This window comes from Bradyrhizobium sp. CAR08 (assembly GCF_052871955.1).
Genome location: NZ_JBIXJX010000016.1, coordinates 150,626 through 174,806, shown reverse-complemented (window position 1 = coordinate 174,806; position 24,181 = coordinate 150,626). Strand labels below are relative to the sequence as shown.

At 55.8% G+C, this 24,181-nt stretch carries 21 protein-coding genes; 6 read left to right on the top strand and 15 right to left on the bottom strand.

The genetic code is table 11. From position 1 onward, the window contains the following. Nucleotides 1-442, bottom strand: a 442-nt coding sequence (locus tag ACIPUD_RS29895; protein WP_446482061.1) for a sugar phosphate nucleotidyltransferase, incomplete at its 3' end; no start/stop codon positions are given. Nucleotides 443-662: 220 nt separating this feature from the next. Between ACIPUD_RS29895 and gmd the strand changes: the two genes are divergently transcribed. Next, complete coding sequence (gmd, locus tag ACIPUD_RS29890) at nucleotides 663-1,754, top strand: GDP-mannose 4,6-dehydratase (protein WP_446482060.1); 1,092 nt, start codon at nucleotides 663-665, stop codon at nucleotides 1,752-1,754. Between the two features lie 104 nt (nucleotides 1,755-1,858). Here the strand turns inward: gmd and ACIPUD_RS29885 are convergent, their stop codons facing one another. The 4 genes from ACIPUD_RS29885 to ACIPUD_RS29870 all read right to left on the bottom strand — a co-directional run bounded on the left by ACIPUD_RS29885 (nucleotide 1,859) and on the right by ACIPUD_RS29870 (nucleotide 6,010). After that, complete coding sequence (locus tag ACIPUD_RS29885) at nucleotides 1,859-3,166, bottom strand: WcaI family glycosyltransferase (RefSeq protein ID WP_446482059.1); 1,308 nt, start codon at nucleotides 3,164-3,166, stop codon at nucleotides 1,859-1,861. Between the two features lie 59 nt (nucleotides 3,167-3,225). Next, nucleotides 3,226-4,200, bottom strand: a complete 975-nt coding sequence (locus ACIPUD_RS29880; RefSeq protein ID WP_446482058.1) for a GDP-L-fucose synthase family protein — start codon at nucleotides 4,198-4,200, stop codon at nucleotides 3,226-3,228. A 267-nt stretch (nucleotides 4,201-4,467) separates the two neighbouring features. Then, entirely contained in the window at nucleotides 4,468-4,740 is a 273-nt protein-coding gene (locus ACIPUD_RS29875; protein ID WP_446482057.1) for a hypothetical protein, read from the bottom strand. 190 nt (nucleotides 4,741-4,930) lie between these two features. Then, a complete protein-coding gene (locus ACIPUD_RS29870; RefSeq protein WP_446482056.1) occupies nucleotides 4,931-6,010 on the bottom strand; it encodes an ABC transporter substrate-binding protein in 1,080 nt (359 codons plus the stop codon). Nucleotides 6,011-6,184: 174 nt separating this feature from the next. Between ACIPUD_RS29870 and ACIPUD_RS29865 the strand changes: the two genes are divergently transcribed. Together ACIPUD_RS29865 and ACIPUD_RS29860 are read left to right on the top strand one after the other, a co-directional pair. Further along, nucleotides 6,185-7,684 (top strand): undecaprenyl-phosphate glucose phosphotransferase, encoded by a 1,500-nt coding sequence (locus ACIPUD_RS29865; protein WP_446482055.1) that lies wholly within the window; start codon nucleotides 6,185-6,187, stop codon nucleotides 7,682-7,684. Nucleotides 7,685-7,918: 234 nt separating this feature from the next. Then, on the top strand, nucleotides 7,919-8,824 hold the full coding sequence (locus tag ACIPUD_RS29860; RefSeq protein ID WP_446482054.1) for a glycosyltransferase family 2 protein: 906 nt from the start codon (nucleotides 7,919-7,921) through the stop codon (nucleotides 8,822-8,824). Between the two features lie 129 nt (nucleotides 8,825-8,953). Here the strand turns inward: ACIPUD_RS29860 and ACIPUD_RS29855 are convergent, their stop codons facing one another. Genes ACIPUD_RS29855 through ACIPUD_RS29845 form a run of 3 tightly spaced genes read right to left on the bottom strand, consistent with a single transcriptional unit; the run spans nucleotide 8,954 to nucleotide 10,533 of the window. Next, nucleotides 8,954-9,700 (bottom strand): glycosyltransferase family 2 protein, encoded by a 747-nt coding sequence (locus ACIPUD_RS29855; protein ID WP_446482053.1) that lies wholly within the window; start codon nucleotides 9,698-9,700, stop codon nucleotides 8,954-8,956. Nucleotides 9,701-9,740: 40 nt separating this feature from the next. Then, nucleotides 9,741-10,316: a putative colanic acid biosynthesis acetyltransferase gene (locus ACIPUD_RS29850; RefSeq protein ID WP_446482052.1), complete on the bottom strand. Its 576-nt coding sequence runs from the start codon at nucleotides 10,314-10,316 to the stop codon at nucleotides 9,741-9,743. A gap of 37 nt (nucleotides 10,317-10,353) precedes the next feature. Continuing rightward, nucleotides 10,354-10,533 (bottom strand): hypothetical protein, encoded by a 180-nt coding sequence (locus ACIPUD_RS29845; RefSeq protein ID WP_446482051.1) that lies wholly within the window; start codon nucleotides 10,531-10,533, stop codon nucleotides 10,354-10,356. A 738-nt stretch (nucleotides 10,534-11,271) separates the two neighbouring features. On the opposite strand from ACIPUD_RS29845, the gene ACIPUD_RS29840 reads away from it, so the two are divergent. Genes ACIPUD_RS29840 through ACIPUD_RS29830 form a run of 3 tightly spaced genes read left to right on the top strand, consistent with a single transcriptional unit; the run spans nucleotide 11,272 to nucleotide 14,062 of the window. Continuing rightward, nucleotides 11,272-11,874 (top strand): glycosyltransferase family 4 protein, encoded by a 603-nt coding sequence (locus ACIPUD_RS29840; protein WP_446482050.1) that lies wholly within the window; start codon nucleotides 11,272-11,274, stop codon nucleotides 11,872-11,874. After that, nucleotides 11,871-13,217 (top strand): O-antigen ligase family protein, encoded by a 1,347-nt coding sequence (locus ACIPUD_RS29835; protein ID WP_446482049.1) that lies wholly within the window; start codon nucleotides 11,871-11,873, stop codon nucleotides 13,215-13,217. Before ACIPUD_RS29840 ends, ACIPUD_RS29835 begins: the two co-directional genes overlap by 4 nt. A 23-nt stretch (nucleotides 13,218-13,240) precedes the next feature. Beyond that, the gene (locus ACIPUD_RS29830; RefSeq protein ID WP_446482048.1) at nucleotides 13,241-14,062 is read left to right on the top strand and encodes a hypothetical protein; all 822 of its coding nucleotides are present in this window, start codon (nucleotides 13,241-13,243) and stop codon (nucleotides 14,060-14,062) included. A gap of 521 nt (nucleotides 14,063-14,583) precedes the next feature. Here the strand turns inward: ACIPUD_RS29830 and ACIPUD_RS29825 are convergent. The 7 genes from ACIPUD_RS29825 to ACIPUD_RS29795 all read right to left on the bottom strand — a co-directional run bounded on the left by ACIPUD_RS29825 (nucleotide 14,584) and on the right by ACIPUD_RS29795 (nucleotide 24,097). After that, nucleotides 14,584-15,759 (bottom strand): glycosyltransferase, encoded by a 1,176-nt coding sequence (locus ACIPUD_RS29825; RefSeq protein WP_446482047.1) that lies wholly within the window; start codon nucleotides 15,757-15,759, stop codon nucleotides 14,584-14,586. A gap of 22 nt (nucleotides 15,760-15,781) precedes the next feature. After that, nucleotides 15,782-16,756 (bottom strand): aldo/keto reductase, encoded by a 975-nt coding sequence (locus tag ACIPUD_RS29820; RefSeq protein WP_446482046.1) that lies wholly within the window; start codon nucleotides 16,754-16,756, stop codon nucleotides 15,782-15,784. Nucleotides 16,757-16,758: 2 nt separating this feature from the next. Next, the gene (locus ACIPUD_RS29815; protein ID WP_446482045.1) at nucleotides 16,759-18,345 is read right to left on the bottom strand and encodes an FAD-dependent oxidoreductase; all 1,587 of its coding nucleotides are present in this window, start codon (nucleotides 18,343-18,345) and stop codon (nucleotides 16,759-16,761) included. Continuing rightward, on the bottom strand, nucleotides 18,324-19,625 hold the full coding sequence (locus ACIPUD_RS29810) for a lipopolysaccharide biosynthesis protein (protein WP_446482044.1): 1,302 nt from the start codon (nucleotides 19,623-19,625) through the stop codon (nucleotides 18,324-18,326). The genes ACIPUD_RS29815 and ACIPUD_RS29810 overlap by 22 nt, the downstream gene beginning before the upstream one ends. A gap of 460 nt (nucleotides 19,626-20,085) precedes the next feature. Further along, nucleotides 20,086-20,808 carry a hypothetical protein gene (locus tag ACIPUD_RS29805; RefSeq protein ID WP_446482043.1) on the bottom strand — a complete coding sequence of 241 codons (723 nt, stop codon included), beginning with the start codon at nucleotides 20,806-20,808 and terminating at the stop codon, nucleotides 20,086-20,088. Between the two features lie 29 nt (nucleotides 20,809-20,837). Then, complete coding sequence (locus ACIPUD_RS29800) at nucleotides 20,838-23,084, bottom strand: polysaccharide biosynthesis tyrosine autokinase (RefSeq protein WP_446482042.1); 2,247 nt, start codon at nucleotides 23,082-23,084, stop codon at nucleotides 20,838-20,840. A 404-nt stretch (nucleotides 23,085-23,488) separates the two neighbouring features. Beyond that, complete coding sequence (locus tag ACIPUD_RS29795) at nucleotides 23,489-24,097, bottom strand: hypothetical protein (protein ID WP_446482041.1); 609 nt, start codon at nucleotides 24,095-24,097, stop codon at nucleotides 23,489-23,491. Between the last annotated feature and the right edge of the window lie 84 nt (nucleotides 24,098-24,181).

The window sequence follows — 24,181 nt, the reverse complement described above, 5'->3', positions numbered from 1 at the left end:
GCTTGACGCCGAAGGTGACGATGCGCCCGGCGCTCGCGGCGGTGAGGCCCTGGCGGCACGCCGCGACGAACGCGGCATTGTCCTGCACCACGTGGTCGGCGGCGAGCGCGAGCACGATCGCCTCACTGGCGCGGTTCTGCGCGAACACCGCGCCGGCTGCGATCGCAGGACCGGAATCGCGCCGCATCGGCTCGAGGATCACGTCGGCCTCGATGCCGATTTCGGCGAGCTGCTCCAGCACCATGAAACGGTAGGAAGCATTGGTGATGACGATCGGGCGATCGAACAGCGAGGCCTCGGAGACGCGGAGCAGCGTGTCCTGGAAGGTCGAGCGCGTGCCGAACAGCGGCAGGAACTGCTTGGGGCGCACCTCGCGCGAAGCCGGCCACAGCCGCGTTCCGGCACCGCCGCACATGATCAGGGGGATAATGCGTTTGTCCAAATCTGCAGCTCCTTATAAATTCCAACGCAATAAACGTCGAAGGGTATACTATTCGGATTGGCGGCAAGACGCGAAAATTCGTAATTACCTTGATAAGGCTACCGATTGCCTATTCCGCAAATCTGAGCGCTATTAATCAAAGCTTGCTTTTTTGGCGCCGGTCGTCTCCCAATTCCCTCCGTTTTCGAGTACGACCGGGGAATCCAACTCAGAGATCATTATGACAAAAAAACGTGCACTCATTACTGGCGTCACCGGCCAAGACGGCGCTTATCTCGCTGAATTGCTCTTGGGCAAGGGATACGAAGTACACGGCATCAAGCGCCGGACCTCTCTCTTCAACACCGATCGTATCGATCATCTCTATTTGGACCCCCACGAGCCAAATCCGCCGTTCCGCCTTCATTACGGGGACCTGACGGACTCTTCGAGCCTTATACGTATTGTTGGTCAGGTTCAGCCGGATGAGATCTACAATCTCGCCGCACAAAGCCACGTCGCCGTCTCCTTCGAGGAACCCGAGTACACGGCGAACTCCGACGGCTTGGGGACGCTTCGAATTCTTGAGGCGATGCGGATCGTTGGGCTGGAAAAGACAACCAGGTTTTATCAGGCGTCGACATCTGAGCTGTACGGCCTCGTCCAGGAAATCCCGCAAAAGGAGACTACTCCTTTCTATCCGCGTTCACCCTACGCGGTCGCCAAGCTCTATGCTTACTGGATCACGGTTAATTACCGCGAAGCTTATGGCATGTATGCCTGCAACGGCATCCTCTTCAATCACGAATCTCCCGTTCGCGGCGAGACGTTCGTCACCCGAAAGATCACGCGTGCTCTTGCACGCATCCATTTGGGCCTGCAGGAACGACTTTATCTTGGCAATCTCGACGCGCTACGCGACTGGGGACACGCGCGCGACTATGTCGAGATGCAGTGGTTGATGCTGCAGCAGGAAAAGCCGGAAGATTTCGTCATCGCTACCGGCGTGCAGCACTCCGTGAGAGATTTCGTCAACATAGCCGCTAGCGAAGTCGGTATAAGGATCCGCTGGGAAGGCAGCGGTGTCGATGAGAAGGGTTATGATACTTCTACCGGCAAATGCATCGTCTCCGTCGACCCTCGTTATTTCCGCCCCACCGAGGTTGCCACTCTCTTGGGAGATCCCACAAAAGCGAAACAGAAGCTCGGATGGGAGCCGACGACCTCATTCGAGGCGCTAGTTCAGGAAATGATGAAGGAAGACCTCGAATCGGCAAAGCGAGACGAATTGATTAAGCAGCACGGATTCCGATACTTTCCGCGTCACGAGTAAGGACAGGATGGATCAACGACAACAATGAATGGAAGGAGGCGGGCGCCCATCCGCGGGCGCTCACTTCTGGCGGTTTTTTGCCAACACGCAACTCAGTCTGGCTTTCAAGGCAAACGAACTGCATCCTCCATTGGAGGCCCAATGTTATCGTTCGCGCTTGTAGCTCCGATACTTTTCTGCCCGGCCGGCTTGCGATCGCCCTCCATTATTTCTGACCACCGATGAACAATTGTCTGTCGGTCCCAGCGCTCAAGAGCGCGCCTTCTTCCTTCAGCGCCGTAATGCTGGCGGAGGGCGGATGCCTCGCTTAGCTCGCAAATTGCGACTTGAAGAGCGGAGGCGTCTCCAGGTGGAATCACGAGACCGGCGCCAGTTACTTCTGCCGCCAGCCCCGTACCCTCTTCGGCCATTGCGATTACTGGCCGAGCGGACGCGAAGATGGCGCCAAGTTTGGAAGGCAACACCAGATCGGCCGCCTTGGCCTTCTGTGGGATCAGATGAAAATCGGCGGTTGCCATTAACTCGTTGAAGCTTTCCTTCGGCTGAAGGCCGAAAAAATGGATATTGGAGTGCCCAACGGCCATTTGCTCAAGCCTCATCTTATCGGGACCATCGCCCGCGAGAATGAAGTGAATATGCGGATGGCTTTGTTCTAGCCCGATAGCGGCCGCGATTACGAATTCAAGACCTTGCTTGTTCGACATCGTTCCGGAGTAAAGCCCAACGATGTCGCTCTCACCCAGCTTCAGCTGCTCGCGATATGTCGTTATCCGCGAGGCGGGGCAGATCGCGCGGGTGTCAATCCAATTTCTGACCTCGACCGCTTTGTCGAGACCGACGCCCTTTACAATTAGGCGGTCCACCATCGGTCGAGAAATAGTCGAAACGTGATCAAACGACCTTAAGATCGTAGCTTCCGTCCTGAGCATCCATTTGCGCAAGGAATTGTTGCGCAGCAGACCAAGTTCGAACGCCGCATCCACCTCGAAGTCCTGAACGTGAAGCCATGACTTGGCACCGATGCGATGCGCAACGACTGAGACGAACGCAGCCGACATTAGAGAAGGGGCAACCGCGACCATCACATCTGGTCGCCAGGAGAGAGTATTTACGAGGACCGGCACCGCGCTCGAGAGTGCGAAAGAGGCGTGATGAATGAGCCTCTTCGCCCCCGACGGACGTCCAGGCACATAGATCGGCGTCCGCGTCACCCGAACGCCATCAATATGCCTCGATCGATAGTAGGAGTTGCGGAAGTCTGACGGAATCTTCCAGCCCGGATAATAAGGTGGAGCAGTGATCACCCTGACGTCGTGACCTTCGGCGACGAGGCTTTCACAGAGCTCGGTATTGTATTTCGCCACTCCGATCAGATCGGGGGCATAATTGATGCCGACCAAAAGAACACGCATAAAGGAGCAATCCAAGTAAGTTTTGAGAACTGAAATTATTGCAGACAGAATAGTTGAGCTCAGCTGGTGGCGCGAACCTCCAGATGACGGCCGTAGCCTTTCAGAAAATCCTGATATGCAACGGAGAGGCCAGTGCGAAGAGGAGTATTCGGTCGCCAACCAAGAGCCCGGACCCGCGAGCTATCGAGCAGCTTACGTGGCGTACCGTCGGGCTTGGACGTGTCGAAGACAAGCTTGCCCTGATAGCCCACCACGTCTGCAATCGTTCTCGCAAAATCGGCGATCGATAACTCGTCGCCGCTACCGACATTGATCGGCTTATCGCTTGAATAATTCTTTAGGAGGAAGACACACGCGTCAGCAAAATCATCGACATTCAGAAATTCACGCAGCGGCGTTCCGGTCCCCCAGACAGTCACCGTCGGAGCTTGCTCCAGCTTCGCTTCGTGAAACCGTCGGATTAGTGCCGCCGGCACATGGCTATGATCGGGATGGTAATTGTCGCCACGACCATAAAGATTGGTAGGCATCGCAGAGAAGAAGTCATCACCGAATTGGCGGCGGTACGCTTGACACATTTTGAGGCCAGCGATCTTCGCGATCGCATACCACTCATTAGTAGGCTCAAGCGGTCCGGTGAGCAGTTCATCTTCGCTGATCGGCTGCTTGGCATGCTTTGGGTAAATGCATGATGATCCCAAAAACAAGAGGCGCTGCACGCCGACGGCATGGCTGGCGCGGATGACGTTTAGTTCGATCGAAAGATTGTCACAGAGAAAGTCGACAGGAAAGTTGCTGTTGGCGGCAATGCCTCCAACCTTTGCGGCCGCGTGAACCACGACCTCAGGCCGCTTGGCCTCGAGCCATCGGATTGTTGGCTCCTCCTTGGTGAGATCCACCTCATGTCGATCGGCGAAAAGAATGGTGCAATTCTCAGATGCAAGGCGCCGAACGACGGCAGAGCCGACCATGCCGCGATGGCCGGCTACAAAGACGCGCTTTCCGGAAATATTGTACGTTGATGCCCCCGTCATATGACTACCCGAGCCTTCTCTCTATTTTTACAGAAAAATCCACTGCAGAGCCACTCTGCACACTCCACCACCGTGCAGTGCAGCATACCAACTTGTTAACACAATCTTTATCGGACAGCAGCCCAAGTTAGCGTCAAGTCGCTTTTTTGGTGAACAGCCCCTGGTTGCGCAATCCGGTGGCAGACCATTGACACAAAAATAGACAAAGCAGCCGTGCCAATCGCACGACTGCTTGCTTTATCCAGGTTAGCTAGTCGGTGAGGCTGATCAGTAAGCGCGACGCAGGATGGGGCCTTCCGGCGCGCAGACGCGATCCATGTACCAGCCGTACGGCGTCTCAACACGCACGAGCGGGCAGTGGCGCTGCGGCACATAACGGTATGGGTAGGGCTGGGCCCAGAAAGTTGCGGGCGTCGCCTGGCTCTCTCCTGTCAGGAGGGTCGCGCTTGCAGGCATTTGCATGCCCGCCTTGGCACCATTCGCCGCACCCAGGAATGCGGCAATTGCCAAAAAACCGACCCGCGCAAACGTGTTGTGCATCCTTAAAGCTCCTTTGCGCCGACGAACCTAATCTCAAAAGCCCAAAATGGGTTGCTTGTAGAATAGAACCCGGAAATCAGCCTCAAATCTCACAACTACAATACCAATTCGCTGGAGAGAAAGGCAACCGATCCGATGCGCAGATCGGACGTCCTGGGATGATATCGCGGCCAAGTGTGGCTTCTTAGCCCTACTTCGCCCCACCGAAAGCCCCTGGAGCAGCCAGATCAGGCGAACGACGATAGACGTCTTTCAATAGTTGGTAATTGATCGACTGAGATAGAGGCACCGTCTCCTCGGCGAGCTTTGCAAAAATGAGGATATCGCGCAGGGTTCTCCAACGACTTTCGTCGTAGTCGGCGATCCGGCCCCCCGTCGGCAGAACGAGACTTCGCTGCTGCTCGAGCTCGAACTTCAAACGATCCACATTAAGCCTGTCAGGGGCAATACCAACGAGAACCGGCACGCTGCGTGCATAGTCGGCGTAGGTGAACTGCCACCCTTTGATGAGACCTGCCAGCACCCCCGCCACGGCTGAGGGACGATCATGAACAAGGTCAGAGCTCGCGAAATAGACCATTCCCGGTACGTGGATGGCGTAATCTTGCGGCCTGATCACGTTAAGTCGAATAAAGTCAGGCTCGGATGGTCGTGGCTCCTGGCCGATCAAGCCAATGACAGCGTCCACCTCACCGGCACGCAGTACGTCGAACGTGTCGCGATCCGGGACCTTGGTGATTCGGCTGCGCGGCAAGCCGAGCTGCGCCATCATAGCATCGACCACTACTTCGCCCTCGCTCCCTTTACGGTAGCCCAGCCGCTTGCCGACGAGGTCGGCGGGGCGACGCAGGCCAGAGCTTTCCAAGCTGAAGATCACGATGGAAGTGTCCAGAAAGCTTGCCGCGAAAGCAGTCACCGGGACGCCGCGCCAGGAGCCCAGCAGGAATTTGTGGCCGCTGGTCACGCCAATGGCATGTTCACGTGCAACGGTTGCGACGAAATCCGGATCATCCGGGTCGGCACGTAGCGCAATGTTGGAAGGAAAGAAGGCTTCACGTTGGGCAATCATTTCTCCGGCGAAGCGTGCCCCAAAAGCGCCGTCCACAAGGAAGGCGAGCTGCGCTGCCGGGGGTGGGTGTACTTCGACCGGCAACGGCTCGGGTCGCAGCGCTAGAATGACGAGGCCAGCGGCCGCCATGGTCGAGAGAGCGAACAGCGCGGGTCGCTGGTATTTGGTTTTTGTTTTTCGGTGCGAGCGCGTTCGAGCCACCTGGCTAGTCCGTTCGTCTGCGCGATGCGCGCAAGGGTTGAGGTATTGGATGGGTCGAGATACACTGGTAGGGTTAAGGTTATTTTTCTCTGAGCATTGTCTTAACTACCATTTTGCTCGAATGCACTGGCGATACTGATAGGCAAATTTCGAAGGCGCACGGATTTCAGAACCATGACGATTGCATCCTTCCATTCCAGCCCGCTTCCCAATCGGGAGCCGAACGTCCGAATCTCGGACGCCCCCCTTCCAACGCGTGCACGGTCAGGGCCGAGCTGGCTGCGGCCCGCTGTGGTCGAACGGTTGATGATGACCGCGGATGGCGTGCTGATCATGGCTTGCGGCATCGGCTGCACGGTAATATACCACCTCCTCAGCGTCGGAGCCGTTGGCAATATCGACGTTTATGCCTCGGCGAGCCTGCTGGTGGCGATCAATTTCGGGCTCCTGGTCACGGTCCAGCACGGCTATGGGCTGAAGACTATTACCAACTTGCCGCGTTCATGGCGGATTACGCTAACCACATGGACCGGAGTTTTCGCCTCACTCCTGGCTATCGCCTTTACCATGAAGGTCAGCGACGAATTTTCTCGTGGCACGACAATCTCGTTCTATCTCTTCGGTCTCGTCACGCTCTCGTTTTGGAAGATCGCCGCCGCGCGCTGGACGACGAGATCGCTGCGAGCTGGCGCGTTTGCCAACAGCAAGGCAGTCGTTATCGCGGAGTGTGGGCTTCCAGCCTCTTCCGCCGCGATGATGGAGCTGCGGCAGCACGGCCACCGCATCGTGAGAACGATAGAGATCCGCGCCAAGGATTTGGGCTCTCCACTCCTGATGTCGCAAATTGGTCCTTCTTTCGACGACCTAATCTCCTATGCGCGGGAAAATAAGATCGAGCATATATTCTTGTTGATGAACTGGAGCCGGCAGCACGCAATTGACAGTATCCTAGACGGGCTGAAGATCCTTCCGATTCCGGTCCATCTCGTTCCGGATTCAAACGTGTCACATTTTCTGCGTTACCCGCTCGTCAACGCCGGGAATACCTTGACCGCCGAACTCCGGCGGGCGCCGCTTAGCTGGAAGGAGCGCGCGTTGAAACGCGTGCTCGACGCAGGCGGCGCCGCGGTCGCCCTAGTCATATTTGCGCCGATCATGCTGATCGCCGCACTACTGATCAAATGTACCTCGCCCGGGCCGGTATTCTTCCGCCAGACTCGCAATGGATTCAGCGGCCGCGCCTTCCTCATCTACAAGTTCCGGACCATGCGAGTTTTCGAGGATGGCCTCACCGTCGTGCAGGCCACGAGAAACGATCCTCGCGTGACGGCTATCGGCAAATGGTTGCGCAAGACCTCGATTGACGAGCTGCCACAGATCTTCAACGTGCTTAAAGGCGATATGTCGCTGGTCGGCCCGCGCCCACATGCCGCCGCCCACAATTCCGAGTACGAGCAGATCATCGGCAACTACGCCTTCCGCCATCATGTGAAGCCTGGCATTACCGGATGGGCCCAGATCAACGGTTACCGCGGAGAAACCCGGGCGCTCGAGCTGATGGAGAAGCGAGTGGAGCATGACCTGTGGTACATCAACAACTGGAGCTTGGCCCTTGACATACGCATCATCGCGCTTACCGCCGTTCGAGGATTCCGGCAATCTCAATCCTACTGAGCGCTATGTCTAATCAGCGAAAGAGACGTTTACTGTGACCGGGTTTCTCCCGTCTCTCTTGACGCTTGTACATCCGTCACAACACATTTGCGGACTAGCAAGGATATTCACAGGAGGAGTCAGCTCAGCAGCTTGTCGACAAAATTGATAAGTCGGGATTTGCGCTCCGATCGTTCCTCGCCTTTCCTGCAGTAATTAGAAGTGCGAAGCGAAGAAGCATACAGTGATATCTCCATGACGGATGCACTACTCACCGCCATCATTCTCACGAAGGATGAAGCGCTGCACATAACCCGGTGCATCAAAAGCCTTCGCGGCTGCGCGTCCCGGGTCGTGGTCGTTGACTCGTTTTCCTCTGACGGAACGGTGGAATTGGCGAAGTCCGCCGGCGCGGATGTGTATCAGCACGCGTTCCGCAACTACGCAGATCAGTTCAATTGGGCTTTAGATAACTGCGAAATTGCATCGGCCTGGACGATGCGCATCGATGCCGACGAGCATATCGATTCGGAACTCTCGTCCGCCATCGCCATGCAGCTCCCAGAGTTCCAGAGCAACGTTACCGGATTGTCCGTCACACGATACATCACGTTCGGCGGGCGCGTCATTCGGCATGGCGGCGTATCGCCCCAACAGCTGCTCAAAATCTGGCGAACCAATTGCGGCCGCATCGAAAGTCGCTGGATGGACGAGCACACCGTGCTCTCGCATGGCGACACCACCGCGCTTCCCGGCGCGCTGATCGATGACAACAAAAAGGACGTCAGCTTCTGGGTCGACAAGCATAATCGCTATGCGATCAGGGAGATGATCGACTTCCTGAACGCCGAGCACAAATTTTTTCAGGAAGATGCTTCCTTGGCCACGACAGGGGAAGCCAAGGCCAAGCGCTTCAAGAAACGATCGGTCTACAATCGGGCTCCACTGCTGTATCGCGCGCTCGCGCTGTTCGTTTATCGCTACATCTTCCGAATGGGCTTTCTGGACGGAAAGCAGGGCCTCTCGTTCAACCTCTTCCAGACCCTCTGGTACAGATATCTGGTCGACCTAAAGATCATCGAAGCGCGCAAGCTAGTTGCCCATTCCGGCATTGAAGAATTCAAACGAGTACTCAAACGAGATCACGGTTTTGAGCTTTGAGACTTCGGAGACCGGTTCACCTTGGTTTCAATTGCGGGAGGGCGCCGATCGCCCAGGCTGCCCTTCTCTCCAAAACCGCTGTCTGCATCAACCGTCCTTGCGAACCGGCATCTCTCTACCGTCCAAAGATCACGAATAGCGCAGCGCGTCGTATAAGCCCGGGAAAATCCGGCGAACAGAATTTGTGCCTACCTTGGCAATCCACAAGAACGCTGCCATGGCTCGGTTCATTTTGCTTTCTTCGACGTATATGCGCCAATGCTCCGCGTTGATTTGCCGCCGATGAGTGTCCCCTTGAGAAACTCCGCCCCTCTCGAACAGACAAACGTTGGCAGGGTACCGCAATGTCGATACCTTCGGATCGCTTAGCATTCGCGTCGTCAGCGCCCAATCAGATGAAAACTTGTACGAGAGATCGTATCCGCAGCCTAACGCACTCCGCAGGTAAAATATGGCCTGATGATGGGTGAACATCACGTAGAAATTCGCTTTGGGCGCTCGGGCTGGCTTCTGCCACCGCTGCTGCCCGTCCGTCTCGCAAGCATCACCGTATACAATCGTCGGGCGGCCATCATTGATGAGATGACTCACGCTTTGGAGGACGGACTGATCGAAGAAGCAGTCGCCCGCATTCATAAAAATGCAGTAGTCGCCGGACGACATTTTGATACCCTTATTCATGGCATCAAATATTCCGCGATCTTTTTCCGAGATGAATTTGACGCGCTTGTCATCAAGCTGCTCCAGCAACGCAGCCGTTCCGTCGGTGGATTTTCCATCGACGACTATCCACTCAAAGTTGTCGTAGGTTTGCTGAAGCACCGTTTCCAAGGTCTTCGAAAGACCTGGAGCATTATTAAAGGTGACGGTGATCACACTGAACTTGGGACTAGCGTCCGATCGAACCCGCATGGGATTATGACTCAAGATCATCATGCCCCCCGCGGGCACGCTTCGGCACCGCCGGATTGCCAACATATACCATTCGAGGTTCAAGGTCCTTGAATGTCACGCCACGGGCGCCCAATATTGCTCCCTCGCCCATCTTGACCCCCGGTCCTATGAAAGCCTCGGCCGCCACCCAACAGTTTCTCTCGATGACAATGGGTTTGGCCACAAGCTGGAAATTCGGATCGTCAATGTCATGCCCGCCAGCGCAAAGATGGGCTCGTTGAGAGATGATCGCACCAGATCGAATGGTAATCGGCGCCATGTTGTAACAGTTTACGCCCTCTGCCAAAATGCACCTCTCTTCCATCATCAGATGTGGAGGAAACCAAACGCGCGCGCTTCCACGAACGTCGGTGCGCTGTCCCATTTTTGCACCGAACAGTCGGAGCAAGGCACGCCTCCATCTGTGCATTGGTGCCGGCGTCCACGATGCCAGCAGTAGCCAGACCACATTCCACATCGCCCGTTGCAGGCGATTTGACAACGAAAAGCTTGCCCCACCATCCAAGGGTTTTGAGATCTTTGCGTCGATGATCGCCATATCGCTCGTCGCTCCCTGCGGCAACCGCTTCCCCAATCTAGACAAACTGCTCAATAGCGCCAAGCCGGGCAATCCCCCGCCACGGCACATGGGAGGATATAGTTACTTGGGTTACCGGACGCGCGGCAGAACCGAACCAGCGGCCGAACTTCGAAAGCAATTCCGACACCAACAAAGCCGGTCCAAATGGCGCCAGCCAACTGATGATTTCCGCCATTTATCCGGCACCTGGGCCATGATACAAGATGAGGCCGAAATCATTACTTGAATCCAGGGGATCGAAGCCGTTGTTGGCCCTAGTTCGCTGACAGATCGAGACAGACGGCCTTCGATGCTCGGCCGTCTTAAGAATAAACTGATCAATTGCTTTCAGTCATAAAGCACTGCTCTTAAATAGAAACTCTATACTTTCTGGATTGGCTCGCGATTCATGACGGCTAAGTACACTGTTTACCTCTGGGAGCCCGAAGTATCGCCCCACAAATTGCCCCTATACGAAGAATTGCTGCGCCACCCAAGGATTGCGCGTGCAACCTATATCGCCCAAGCGGACCTCCACGCCGGCCGCCAACGGGAGGGATGGCAAGTCGAAGTTGGGAACGAAATCCCTGTCTTGATCGCCCCAACGGCCGAACAGATTGACGAGATTGTTGCGAACTGTCCCAGTGACTCAATCCACATTTTCTCGGGCATGCATTGGGTCCCATGCATTGTAAGCGGACTACGAGCCGTCATAAAGCATCAGCGCAGGTTTGGCATTCTACACGAACCCCGCGTGCTGGAGGGGGTATCCGGCGTTGCGCGCCTGGGCCACTCTTGGCTGACAGAGGCCTCGCTCCGTCGACATGCGAGCTTCATCCTCGCGATCGGAGCTCACGGCCCAAGGTGGTTTCGGCTAACTGGCTATCCGAAAGCACGCATTTTCCCATTCGCCTACTTTTTAAGCAAACGCGCCGTGTCCGACGCCAGCTTCAACGTAGCGACCAACGCCGAGCCAGTCGTTACATTCCTGGGGCGATTGGAGGAGCTCAAAGGCATTCACTTGTTCTTGGCCGCCCTCAGCAAGATCACCAGCAAGGCGAAGTTCTACGTAGCGGGATTTGGGACCTGGTCTTCTCGGGTGGAGGATGCCCAACGCACGCATGCAAATCTTCAATTCCTGGGCGCGATCAAGATGGAAGAAGTTCCATATTTGCTGTCTAATACGGATATAATGGTGCTGCCCTCTATCACCATGGACGACGGGTGGGGGGCCGTCGTCAGCGAGGCACTTTTGGCCGGCGCGGCCGTCGTTTCCTCCAATAAGGTGGGCGCTTCAATGTGCCTGGCGGATCCAGCACGGGGGCGCATCGTCGACAGGCTATCGGGGGCTGACATTGCCCAGGCAATTGAGGATATCATCGATAGCGGATTGCTGAACGAAACCTGCCGTAAGGCCAGAGCCGAATGGGCCGACAAGCATCTGACCCAGCGCGCCGGTGTCGCGTATCTGCTTAACATTTTTGATCACGTTTTTAATGGGAAAGCTCGCCCGAATTCATTTGTCGCCGAACCATGACTTCTTCAGCACCAATTGACCCGCAGCAGAAATTGCTTCCTCGCAAGGTTTGGCCCTCGCCCTACCGAAGCAGCTCCAGCTCTGTGTCTTTCGGCCTGCGACATCTGGTTCTTTGCGCAGCTGCCGTCGTATTGATGTTTTCAAACGATGATAGCAATGCAGTCGCTTTCCAGGCGCTCGGCGTAATGCTTTTCGTCCTCTCGGGAGCCATGTTCTTTGTCACCGGCACCGACCTCACGCTGGAGATCACACCTTTCGATACTGTCGTGCTGATTTCGGTGCCTGTGTCCTACAGTGCGGCGGCCCTTTCCCAAGACAGCTATTCGCTGATGCACACGACGCTTTTCCTGGTCACCTACCTGTCCGCGATGATCATCGCCCGGCGCACGACAGCAGAAGAATTGATCATGTGCATACGTATTTCCACGATAGCCGTGCTTGCTCTTGTGGCTATCGTTTTCGGAGACACTTTGATTGCCGGTTTGATGCCAGGGCAACTCAAGCGCTGGGAACTGCGCGAAGCTCCGTTTGGAATGCACCCGAACCTTGCCGGCTTCAACTACGGCGGCTTCATCGTCATGGCCGCAAATTCTGGGCTGCTGAAGTGGCGATATAACTATTTGATTACCACAGCAATTATCGGCTTCTGCCTCGCCGTGATGCTCGTTGCATCGGCTCGCGGTGGCCTCTTGGCTGTCGCGCTGACGCTCGCGGTGTACGTATCAATAGAGATCCTCAGGGGCCAACGTTCGACAATCTATCTAATCATCATTGGCACGGCGTTCATCATCCTGTCGTTCTTCTACTGGGATAGCATCGTAGCCTATGCGTTCGAAATGCTGGATCTTGATTCAAAGCAGCGAGGGCTTCAATCGGGAGGGACCGGACGCTTCGAGATCTGGGCTCGCGGGATTGATTATATCTCCAACAGAAGCTGGGAGATATTCATTGGTAGCGGCCTGAGAACTGCCGGAAACATGGGCTTCCCTGTCGAGAGTTCCTACATTAACCTCGCCGTGGAGTCAGGTGTCTTCCTGACGGCGGCGATATTGATCAGCTTCTTGAGCGTATTAGCCAGATCTTATCGCAAACAGGGAAGCGGAAGTTCGTTTCATCGATTTGCGTTCTACACACTTCTCTTCGCGATGTTCCAGTCCATTTTCAATAGATATCTCATCGCAATCGGCAATCCGTTTTCATTGATGCTTCTGGTCATTGCATCGAAAGCTTCAATCAAGGGTAACCAGCGATATGGTGCAACTCCGGAGAACAATTTTACTGGCGAGCACGCTGCGGCTAAAGCCGATGCCGCAATCAACAAAGAACTTGATACTTCGACATGATTTGCAGCCAGCGGAATCAATTCTTGCAGATAAAATCAGCGGTCTGCTTTGTTCTTCTGACGTCACTACCGCAGCCTGCGATCGCGCACGACGATCGACCGCCACCAATCGGCGCGGTTACGCTTAAGTACACAAAAGTCGCCTTCGATTTCTATCCGCGTCTCGCTGACATCTCGCTTTCAGGACACGGAACGGCAGCAAAGCTATACAACGGACATTGGTGGACTAGATCGACTCCAAAGCCGTCGCTCTACAGCGAGAGCCCGGACGGTACCTTGGTGATTGCTCAGGGAGGCGCTGTGACTAGCGTACCCAAGACGATGGTCGAGGGTTCTCTACCTTTGCTCGCGGGTGACAAAGGCTTCTTCGTAGAATTCGAGGTTTCCCTTTCAGACGATCACGACGACCATTTTCCGGCCGTGTGGTTGATGCCGATTGAGCATAATCAACGACAAGAGGATAACTACCCACCAGATGAACGCGGCTTTGAGCGCTGGCTTGAAATCGACGTAGATGAGGGGGGCTTCACGCCGGGTCCAATGGCGACGGCGCTATCCTGGTCTGGAATTTGGCCGAACTACCAGCGGGTACGAAGCACCCCCAATCTGCGCAACGAAAAAATCGATCGTACCCAACGACACCGCTTCGGAGCTGGATTCGACCCCGAACATCTCAGGATTACGTTCTGGTATGACGACAAAATTCAATACGTCGCGTCAGGCGTATCCGTGCCCGAGATTGCCAAAAAGCAGCATTTTTATATCATCATGAATGCCGATGCCCACAAACTAAAACTCCCGTACGAACTCTACATACACAGAGTGCGCGCGTTCGTGCCCGAATGAGGAGATACGCCCAAGGCTTCGGCGGCCTCCTCAAAGGGAGTGAATAACTATCAAGCCGGCCGTTAGATTTCGCGCGTTAGCTCGAACGTTCCGTTCGTTAGCTCGAACGTTCCGTTGAAATGCTTCAATGAGAACCAAGATGGAGACATCGCGATCAGACCGGATGGAGTTTACCCAGCGGGGACCGACGAAGCCAAGAGGGCCCTCGCGGCACTTTTCGAGGAGCTACTGCGAATTCAGATAGCCAAGCTGGGGGGACCAACAACACGCTACACATTCTTCTCGACTAGGCTACTTGACAAACGTTCACTGGTCTATTGACGGAGCCCGCTTCGTTAGTGGTCTACACAATGAAATCAAAGTGCCACTAATCAATGGGTCTACAAATGATATCACCCAACGGCAGTTGCCCCGGTGCGAGATCAGGATAGAGCGCATCTTTTACGTTATATCCAGCTTCCGAATGAGCCCGATGACCTCACCTGCAGGAGCAGGGATGCCATATCATAGATCAATCGCAATCATCGGTCGAGCTGCATCCACCTATGAACCGTAGCAGCCTGATCCAGCCATCCGACGTACCCGAAGCCTGCCCTTCCCTTGGCCACAAGATCGGTTTTGGCATGCGATAAGATCGTTCGCAGGGTCTTGGTCATATGGGGCGGGACGAGCGGAAATCCCTCCTTGAAGATCACTTGCTGGTCGAGGCCCCCCTCGTATTGAGGCAGCCACGCGACCCAGCAGGGAACACCCAGAGAGGTAAATTCGCGGAGGCTTCCGGGAACGCCGCCCTCTGCCGACGACATCAACACGCCAACGTCGGAGCTCGCGATGATCTCCAGCAGCCTGCGCTTGTTCGAGACAAACCCGAGCGCATCGACATAGCTGCGTTTAGGTATCGCCCCTGGATCAGGACCAACAACGCGTAGCCTGATCCGCGCTTGCTCGGCGCCGGACAGAGCGTCCATCGCTTCAATGATCTGCGGGACCCCTTTGCGCGCGGCGTCCCGGCCTATGATCGTCAAGACCATCGGCCCAGCGGGCTGGACCGGGCGTCTATCGCGCATCGCGCAGGCGAGCTCGAAGTCGGCCCTGGACATGTTCAACCCGCGACCCGTCACGAAGATCTTCTTTTCGTCGACCCCGTATCGCTCGATCAGAGTGCCCCGGATCACCTGATCGTAGACGAACACACGACGTGCCCGTGTATATAACCTGGTCTCATTCTCGATGAGCTCTTCTCTCGCCTTATCTGTCAGAGTCCTTGCGTATTTGAATTTCTCAAGGAGTTGGAGGTACGTGGCGTCTCGATAGACGTAGAGTCGGCAATCGTCTGCAGCCTCTATCGCGCGCCACAACGAAGGTGCCATCAGGCTGGTGAAGCTGATGATGCTCGTGCCGCTCGATATGCCGATGGACGCGCCCCGGACGCTCGCCTCATGATAGTCCTTCGAAAAGAAGAATGCCGACTTCTCGAATGTTCCGGCCTTCATTCCCCAGCGCAGATAGCTGAACGGGATTTCAGTGATCCTCTTGAGCGGGATCGGCCGGATGAACGACCCATCGCGATCCCCGACCACCTCGCGCAGATTCTGCATGAAGTAGTACGGAGACCCCGAATAATGGATCGGGTCGCGCGCGGCGTAGATATAGACGCGATCGCGAGGTTTCAGCTCTATGTCGACGTTTCCGACCATCGTCCGTTTCTTGTTCTGACTATCAATGGGAAGCCGCACTGCGCGGCGGCATATCGTCCTGCACACCAAGGCAGGTCCGGAGCGTAGCCAACACCTCGGCCCCTGCTTTGGGATCGACGCGTTGCGCAAATTGCAGATAGGACGCGACCCTGCTCCTAGCCCGCGAACTGAAGAGAACGAGGCCGCGGGGATTTGCCGCAATTGCCGCCAACAGCAGAACCTTGGCGATGTCGTCAGGGGATCCGATCTCGATGCGGCAGAGCTCTTGCAGCCCTTCCCGGCAGCGTGCATCCGCCCGGACCCTGTCACCGACGGCTTCGATCGCGCCCAGGATGCTTCCATGGAATATCTGGTAGCGATCAGCGAACAGGTCCTCATCGGCCACGCGGACTGACCAAGGCCGTTGATACACCTCGACGTCCAGGCCAGCAGCCCTGATCTGCTTCATGCTTTCGACACTCGTCCCTATTCCCAGCCGCCGTACCTTTCCCTGGCGGACGAGCTTATGAAGCTTGTCGAGCAGTTCATCCGAGACGTCCCGCGGTCGCACCTCGTGGAGCAGCAGGAGATCGATGTAGTCGGTCTTGAGCTTCGCCAGCGACTTCTCGATCGATCGATCGATCGATGATGCTGAGAAATCCGTTTGGACCGGCGCGGAGTAGATTCGCTTGGCCGCAAGCTTCGATAGTCCCGGAGTCCATCGACGTAGCGGAGTGGCGACCAGGCGCAGGAGCTGCCTTCTGGAGCTCAGCTCGCCGTGGGGAATGCCGACCTTGGTCGCAATGGAGATATTGTGGCGCTCGCCCCGGAAGGCGGTCGCCAGCACCTCCTCGGATGTGCCGTGGCCGTACATCGGGGCCGTATCGAAATGCCGGACACCGAGATCATAGGCCAGGCGCAGCAGGCGCAGATTGGCTCGTGCCTCGAACCCCGCGGTGATGTGCGAACAACCAAAGCCGATCCGCTCCACAGCCCGTTCTGCCTTGACGTCCGTCAAAGTCATCGCTGCACCTGTCGCCTGATCGTCTCGGCCGTGCGTAGCGCCAGCGCCATGGCCGTGAAGGTAGGATTGGCAAAACCCGAGGTTGGGAATACCGCGGCACCCATGACATAGAGGTTCTCGCAGCCGAACACGCGGCACATTGGATCGACCACGCCATCGGATTCCGAGACGCCCATCCGTGCTCCGCCCATCTGATGAAACGTATCCACGAAGGAGGCGAGCAGCTCTGGCCCGCCGGCCAGCACCTGCTCCGGAATGGCGACCTTTGCGATCCCGCGACTCTCGAAATATCTCTTTGAGAGCGCCGCGGCGGCCTGGATGGTTCTAATCTCCGTTTCGCCGGATACGGCCCAGCTCAGTTCAGGTATCCGCATTCCATATTTGTCACAGACCTCCGAAAGCGTGATCGTGCTGCTGGGCAGCGGCACATGCTCCAGCATGACGCGAAGCTGGATGTTGCCGTTCATCGGCGACCAGATCCGCTGGTTCACAAGATAATGCCAAGCCATAGGAAACCCGAGACGTACAGCCGCCCAGATTTCCGAGGTCATCCTCCGCGGGTTGGACAAACGCCCCTTCAGCAGGCCGGCCAGGAAGATCTTTGCATTCTGTACATGCTCCTGCGCCTCGAACTTGACGTGGATTGCCGCGCCGAGAAGTTCGTCCTCGAGCTGACGCGCCTCGGACAATTTCAGGCGCGGCTGAAGCTTCATGCCTTGCAGGAAAACATTGTCGAAGAGACTCCTGAACAGACTCTTTTCGAGTGGCACGATGCTCGCGATCGTTCCCTCCAAATGGTCCATGAAACCGCGACCTAGCCAGGGATTGGCAGCCCACGGTGGCGCGTGACCGTCCGCGGTCTGATGCTGCAGCAGGCGGATCATTTCGATCGTGCCGTTGGCGAGGACGAGAAGGCGCGCGGCAACATCGACCGCCTTGGAACCGAATCCAACCGTTACTGCGGCGATTTCGCTGTTCGCGCCGATTCGCAGACTGGTGACCGGGGCATTCGTGACAACGGTGATGTTGGCATTGCCTTCGAGAAAGCGAGCGAAACGGAAGCGAAGGTTCTTCTCGGTCAGCCAACGCGTGTAGAAATATTCGAGATCGTCATCACGGTACTCAGCGGGTGTCTGCAGTTGCTTGATCACTGAGCGATCGTCGCTGAGCCCATGAGGCAGACCAAGCAGACTTTCACATTCGCCGTAGAACTGCTCGATGTCTTCGAGCTTGATGGGCCAAGCTGAATGCCCCAGCCAGGGACGCACTGTAAACACAGTACGATCGAAGCGGACCAGCTGCCCGCCCCAGAAGTTGGTTGTCCCCCCAAGTGCGCGGAAACGTCCCTGGTGCAGGCCCGCATGATTGCGGCCCCGCGACACCGCCGCATGGAAGATTGCTTGGGATTCCTGATCCAACTGCTCTGGTCCGGCCTCGAGCACCAAAACTCTGACACTCCGTGACGCCAGATACACCGCCGCCATTAGGCCGACCGCTCCGCCGCCGACAATGACAACTTCAGGCGAGAGCAGCGCCAAGTCGATCTGGTCAAACGTTACTATCACGATCGAACCAACGGCCATATTTGATAGCGCGTCCGATTGGGCCGATCATTCAACGCCGCGAAGGCCAGCAGTGTGGCGACCTCCAGCACGATGAGAGTAACAGCAATCCCGTCAAGCCCGAAAAGCTTGGCCGCCGGCCATGCCATGGGAGTAATTATGCAAGTGACGACGACGACCGCAAAACCGAACCTGACGTGCCGGTTGATGGACACCAGAAGGTTTGCGGAGAACGCCCAGCAGCCATGAAACAACGCGCCGATAGCGGTCAACCATACAAATGTCGATGGCGGATTGAGATGACCGTGCGTCCAGATGCCCACTAAATCACGTCCAAATAATCCGAATGCAAGACAGCCAGGAAGTAGGAGAAAGAGCAGCAGAAGCCGCATGATCCGGTCGATGACGTCGCGGGAGCGTTGGTTGTTAACGGCGACGCTAGCGGAATAGATCGGCATGGCAGCGCGGCTGAAAATGCCGACGAGTTGGATCACGACCCGGCTGGCTGTACGTACGGTAGCCAAGACCGCGGCGGCCGCCGGACCCATCGTGCTTCCCGCGATCCAGATCATACCTTGAAAGTTCAGGGCAAGCGCGATTGGCATAGCCATGGCCGCAAGCGCTGGCGCGAACAATTGCCGGAAGGTGCCCAAATCAAAGGCCTCGAAGCCCCAGGACAGCCAGCTCATCCGTCGGGAGATCAAGAAAATCAAATACCCGATATTCCCGACACGAATGCATACATAAAGGAGAGCGCAAACGAAAAACGACTTTCCTTCATAGGCTGCCCACAAAATCGCGACGCCCTCAAGGAACTGAATAGCATCGTAGACTAGGGTGGATTCCGCGTAGTGCTGGCCAGCTCTTAGCGAGGCGAGGAATAGCCTTGAGACTATAAGCAACGAGGAATAACAAGCGACAAGATAGAGTGCCGCCAGCGCGTCCGCGTTAAGCCGCACGCGCCCAATCTCGAAATGATCAAGATAGAGCACCGGCGTTGCGGCCGCGATAAGACCGACGCAAACGAAGAGGGTCATTGCCAATATGGTTTGAAATATCCGTATAGCCTCGGACCGTTGTCCCCTGGCGATTTCCATCGTCATCTGGGAGGCCGCCGCATCGGCAAATCCAAGATCAGCGACTGCGAGCAACGTGGGAAGCGACGTGATGAAAAGCCACTCACCGTACCTATCGCTCCCCCACCAAGCCAACAGAGCAGGCGGCAAGATCAACTGACCGATGATTCGCCAGAAGATGCTGCCGGCGCTCGCAATATTATTGGCCAGCATCTCCCTCTTCATGAGCGTTCCTCGCGTACCCCATAAAATATGCAAACGACACGCACGCTAGTTACTTCTGGAAAATGAAGAACTTGAAATGCGAAACTTTCGTCATCATTCCGAGAAACACGTCCTCGGTCTTGTAAGATCCCAAGTCGAAAGCCTTACAATGATCGTCAGTAAAATAGCAGACTTTTAGCTTTAAGATTCGAGGGCATCGATTCTCTAATCTAACCAAATGATCGACCAGGTCCGGGTTTACGGTGTGCGGACGAGAAACTCCAACCGCTTCGAGACAAGGGCGATTGAGCGCGTCTCTCACAGGGGCCGACCCAAAGCCTTCGGCCGGATCCTGGAATTGTGAACGAAGATTACCAAGCTGGGCTTGCGCCACCAGCTTTCCGTCCAACCCGAACAAAGCAACCCCAAAGAAAGCTACAACTAGATAAGTTCGCGCCAACATCGGAAAGAAGATTCTCATTCAGTTACGCCGCCAAGGCTGATCTGGAGTCGATACTCCGGGGACTTCGACATTGATGCCACTATTCCACAAAGCTCTCGCGAACATTTCACGAGCCGGCAGGTCAAGTCGTTCTAACGCAGCAAGAAGTCGTTCGCGGTGCATCCATCCGGCTCCCGTCAAGCTTGCTTGAGCCACCTCAAATAGCCCCGCGCCGACAAGCGCAGCGAATTCTGATACAGCCAGCTGCTGGTTCGTCGCGTCGAGAATCGGTAAAATGGCCAATGCTCGACGATTTCTTGATATCGCTATCCATCCCTCTCTTGGTCCCGTGGCGTAGGATTGCTGTAGGAGAGTTGCATGCTCGGCCGCAAACCCACTGTTCGCGTTCTGGAGCAGGTAGAGGTTGAGCCACAGAAATGAATCATCCGGATTTTGGGCTAACGAATAGCTGACCGCTCGCTCTGCTGTAAGCTTTCTTTCTTCGCTCTTACTGCCACCCAATTCAGTTGCACTGAATTCCGACGAATACAGAAGGATGACTGCTTGTGCTCGCGCGAGTTCGGGATCAGTTACATTTTTGACAACGTCGATCCAGGTAAAAATCTTCTCGATGTCACGAGGCCGGTAAGTATTGCCTCGGAGAAGCTGTGCAGCAACCTCTAGCTCTCCCCGACGCTTCCATTCATCGGGCAACACGGACATCGACCAGGTCACCCCAAAAACGCCGAAGCCGAGCAGCAAACACTGAAGCGTGAAGGAACGCTGACTTCTCACTCTACGTAGCCGTATCGGGAGTAATACTTCTGATAATAATATCTGCCGTGATATGACTCGTATCGCGACATTAGATTTGTATCAGCCTTGTTCAGCACTACGCCCAGAAGCTTCTCATGGATAGCGGGCGCGGTACGGAGATTGTGCATGACAACATCCGTCTTCGTCTTACCCCATTCGACCACAAACACGTATGAGTCGACGAACGATGATGTAACTCGCACATCAACCACCGGAGCCATCGGGGGAAGATCCAGCACAACGTAGTCAAACTGCGACCGCAGAATTGCAATCAACTCGCGCATGGCTTTCGATGCTAGTATTTCGTTAGTGTGAAGTAGCTTCGCGGTAACGACCGCTGGCAGCACAGCCAGGGCTGTTTCGGGGTCAATCGTCCACGCATCTTCCAATCGCGCTTTCTGCGCAATTACTTCGAGTAAGCCAATTTTCGCGTTGGGCAGGAGTGCGCGCGACAAGGATGGATTACGAAGATCAGCGTCAACGAGGACGACGCGAGCGCCACCATGAGCCATCAACTGGGCGAGATTGATCGAAAGGGTGCTCTTCCCTTCATTGGGCAAGGCAGAGGTCACCGCAATGACGCGGTTTTCTCGCGCAATCGAGTAAAGATCCAGACTTACCTTTAAAGAGCGGATGGCCTCTGAAAACCTTGAGAGCGGATGGTCCACGACGTAGCGGAGTAAACTTTCGCCGTCGGGGGATTTGTTTGCTCCGAGCAACTTCCGGGACGGCCGTCCGCCATAGATAGCAGGAACAATGGCAACACAACTCGCTCCCAGCTTTTCTTGAACCCTAGAAGTTGTTCGGAAAACATTGTCTGTGAGTTCGCGCGCAAGGGCTGCACCGAGGCCAAGCAGAAGGCCCGACAGAAGCCCCCCAGCGAGCACAACAAAAGTCTTTGGGTATGTTTTAGCTAAGGATGCGCTTGCCGACGTTATTACGCGTGCCTCGGTGATTGGGAATGACTGTTGCTGCACCGATTCCATATATTTCTGCAGGAAATTGTCATACATCGCCTGATAAGACTGCGCATTGCTCTCCAGTTCCCGCAACTGCACCTGAGCTTGATTGGTCAGTTGTGATTCAGACACAACATTGTTCAAACTCGTTTTGATGCTCTCCTCTCGTGTACCCGCAATATCGTAATCGCTCTTGTAAGACTCTTGGATGCGTTTGAGCTCGTCTGTGATATTCTTTTTGATTTCCGCCATTTGCCTGCGAAGATTCACAGCAGCGAGATGGTCGGAGCCATATTTCATTGACCAAATGGACTCCTTAGAGGCCATATCAACATACTGAGCGCGCAGCTTCACGATCGTATCGTTCTTGAGTGCGTCCGCGATGTTCGCGTCGGGAATATCTTGTCTAAGGATGTCATTCAAGCGATCAAGCCGGGCCCGGGCCTCGGCGGTAGATGCATGCGCTAGAATCAACTGACTATTCACCTCAGCGAGCTGCTGCTCATTCATAAGCCGACCACCAGTATCGACGATCTTGTTAGCAGTTTTGAAATCGACGACCGCTCTTTGCGCGGCGGAAGCTTGCGTCCGCAGCTCTTTGATACGATCTTGCAACCATACGCTCGCCCGTCTTGTTGACTGATACTTAGCTTCTAGCTGATCAACGATATACGCATCCGCGATTGCATTCGCGATGCGCCCCGCTTTTACTGGATCGCGGGAGGTGTATCCGATCTCCATCACATAGGTTTGACCAAGTCGCTTAACCGTACGACCAGCCTCAAATCGGCCCAACGCTTGCCGGGTCAATTGGAATTCGGACGACGCGCTAGCAGCCGAAAATAACTTTGAAATCCATCCGATAACGGACCCCACCAAACCTCCACCGCCCCCCGTAAACTCTTGATCATCGATAAGATGCAGGTCCCGGATAACTGCGAGGCTGACGTTCTCAGATTTTAGAATTTCCAGCTGAGTTTCGGCCGTCGCCGAGTCGAGAGCAACGTCTCCCAAGACTGACTGCTGTTGAAACAATTGCAGCTTCCGCGTGTCAATCACCATTGAGGCCGTTGAGGTGAACAGTGGCGCCGCGGTAAACAAATAAACGATTGATACGAGGAGCGCCGCCGCTGCGACGGCAAGCACCGTGGGAAACTGACGTCGAACGATGTCGACGTAAAATTTTATATCTTGGGAAGAGCTCTGCTCCCCTTCGGGGAAATCCCGGTTGATCTCGTTAGTCGGCCTATTCAATTGAAGCATATCCGAATCCTGAGACGAACCCCGTTTGCAAATCGCTAGAGGCAGCTGGCCTTCGCACGGGAAGAAAGAAGTACAATCCGCTGAGTAGAACTTATCTCACACGCAAAGACTATTAACATGGTCCATCCTCGAGCAGAACAGACTTGTTGCAGCGCAAACGCGTCGGCGCATCGAAAATCTTACGAAGCTTAATAGCTAAGATTAATAAGCAGCGGCGTCGGGGCGGCTTTAGTCTTATCAACCAGAGCAACGCCGGTTCGGAGCCGTTGCTGTTTGAGCATCGCTCTAAACGGTACGCGGTTCAGACCAACGAGGGTCGGCGCTATCCGGCGTACCGCTGATACACGCTCCAGTCGGGGTTGCTGGTCACCGCGACGGCTGCTTTGATCTCACTCGCAAGGTCACTATGGGCTCACGCTTGTCCCCGTCGAGCCGACGGATCCCGAAAAGCTCGGTGCCGTATTTGTATGGGGCGTCCCGCCGAACGTCGTAGCCGTCCCGCTCGATCCACCGTTTGCGGACCCGCTTGTGCCGGTGGCCCCGCCAGTGCCCGAACCACCGGCACCGCCGCCGCCGGTCGCGGCGATCGCCGCATCACCAGTTGCCGCCTGGTAGGCGGCGATCACATCTGCGTTCTGAGTACCAGCTATCGCGTTCTGGATCTCAGTGCCATAAGCTTGGTCAGTCTGCGCTGCCATGCGAGCGACCAGGGCAAGACCACCAACAATCGCCTTCATATGGTCCTTCGTGGTTGCCGGGTCCTTGAGTAGCGCGATCAGCCCCGGAAGCGTGGTGGGATCGGACGCGCCCAGGTCGGTCACACGTATGATCATCTGAGGGCCGCCGTTCGGATACTGCTGCAACAGGCTCTGCGGCGAGCCCTTGAAGTCAGAAATGACCTGGGCCGGCAGCTGACGCTGCGGCGGATAGACAGCGGCGTTCGCCACCGATGCAATCGTCACGACGAGGGCCACAGCCGCGGCCAAGCGAAGTGAAATCCTAATAATGCTCATAACATACCTCCGAAATCAGCTTTCCCTAGCTCGGGCAAAATGGCTGTGCAGTGCAGGAAAGTACCTGAAGACAACGGGATCGTC

Bases quoted from the DNA above. Each gene is read 5' to 3' on its own strand.
- ACIPUD_RS29850 (WP_446482052.1), bottom strand. From the start codon at position 10,316: ATGGCGATCATCGACGCAAAGATCTCAAAACCCTTGGATGGTGGGGCA.
- ACIPUD_RS29815 (WP_446482045.1), bottom strand. From the start codon at position 18,345: ATGGCCGTTGGTTCGATCGTGATAGTAACGTTTGACCAGATCGACTTG.
- ACIPUD_RS29825 (WP_446482047.1), bottom strand. From the start codon at position 15,759: ATGGTCGGAAACGTCGACATAGAGCTGAAACCTCGCGATCGCGTCTAT.
- ACIPUD_RS29845 (WP_446482051.1), bottom strand. From the start codon at position 10,533: ATGGCGGAAATCATCAGTTGGCTGGCGCCATTTGGACCGGCTTTGTTG.
- ACIPUD_RS29875 (WP_446482057.1), bottom strand. From the start codon at position 4,740: ATGCACAACACGTTTGCGCGGGTCGGTTTTTTGGCAATTGCCGCATTC.
- ACIPUD_RS29880 (WP_446482058.1), bottom strand. From the start codon at position 4,200: ATGACGGGGGCATCAACGTACAATATTTCCGGAAAGCGCGTCTTTGTA.
- ACIPUD_RS29835 (WP_446482049.1), top strand. From the start codon at position 11,871: ATGACTTCTTCAGCACCAATTGACCCGCAGCAGAAATTGCTTCCTCGC.
- ACIPUD_RS29860 (WP_446482054.1), top strand. From the start codon at position 7,919: ATGACGGATGCACTACTCACCGCCATCATTCTCACGAAGGATGAAGCG.
- ACIPUD_RS29795 (WP_446482041.1), bottom strand. From the start codon at position 24,097: ATGAGCATTATTAGGATTTCACTTCGCTTGGCCGCGGCTGTGGCCCTC.
- ACIPUD_RS29865 (WP_446482055.1), top strand. From the start codon at position 6,185: ATGACGATTGCATCCTTCCATTCCAGCCCGCTTCCCAATCGGGAGCCG.
- ACIPUD_RS29885 (WP_446482059.1), bottom strand. From the start codon at position 3,166: ATGCGTGTTCTTTTGGTCGGCATCAATTATGCCCCCGATCTGATCGGA.
- ACIPUD_RS29800 (WP_446482042.1), bottom strand. From the start codon at position 23,084: ATGCTTCAATTGAATAGGCCGACTAACGAGATCAACCGGGATTTCCCC.
- ACIPUD_RS29810 (WP_446482044.1), bottom strand. From the start codon at position 19,625: ATGAAGAGGGAGATGCTGGCCAATAATATTGCGAGCGCCGGCAGCATC.
- gmd (WP_446482060.1), top strand. From the start codon at position 663: ATGACAAAAAAACGTGCACTCATTACTGGCGTCACCGGCCAAGACGGC.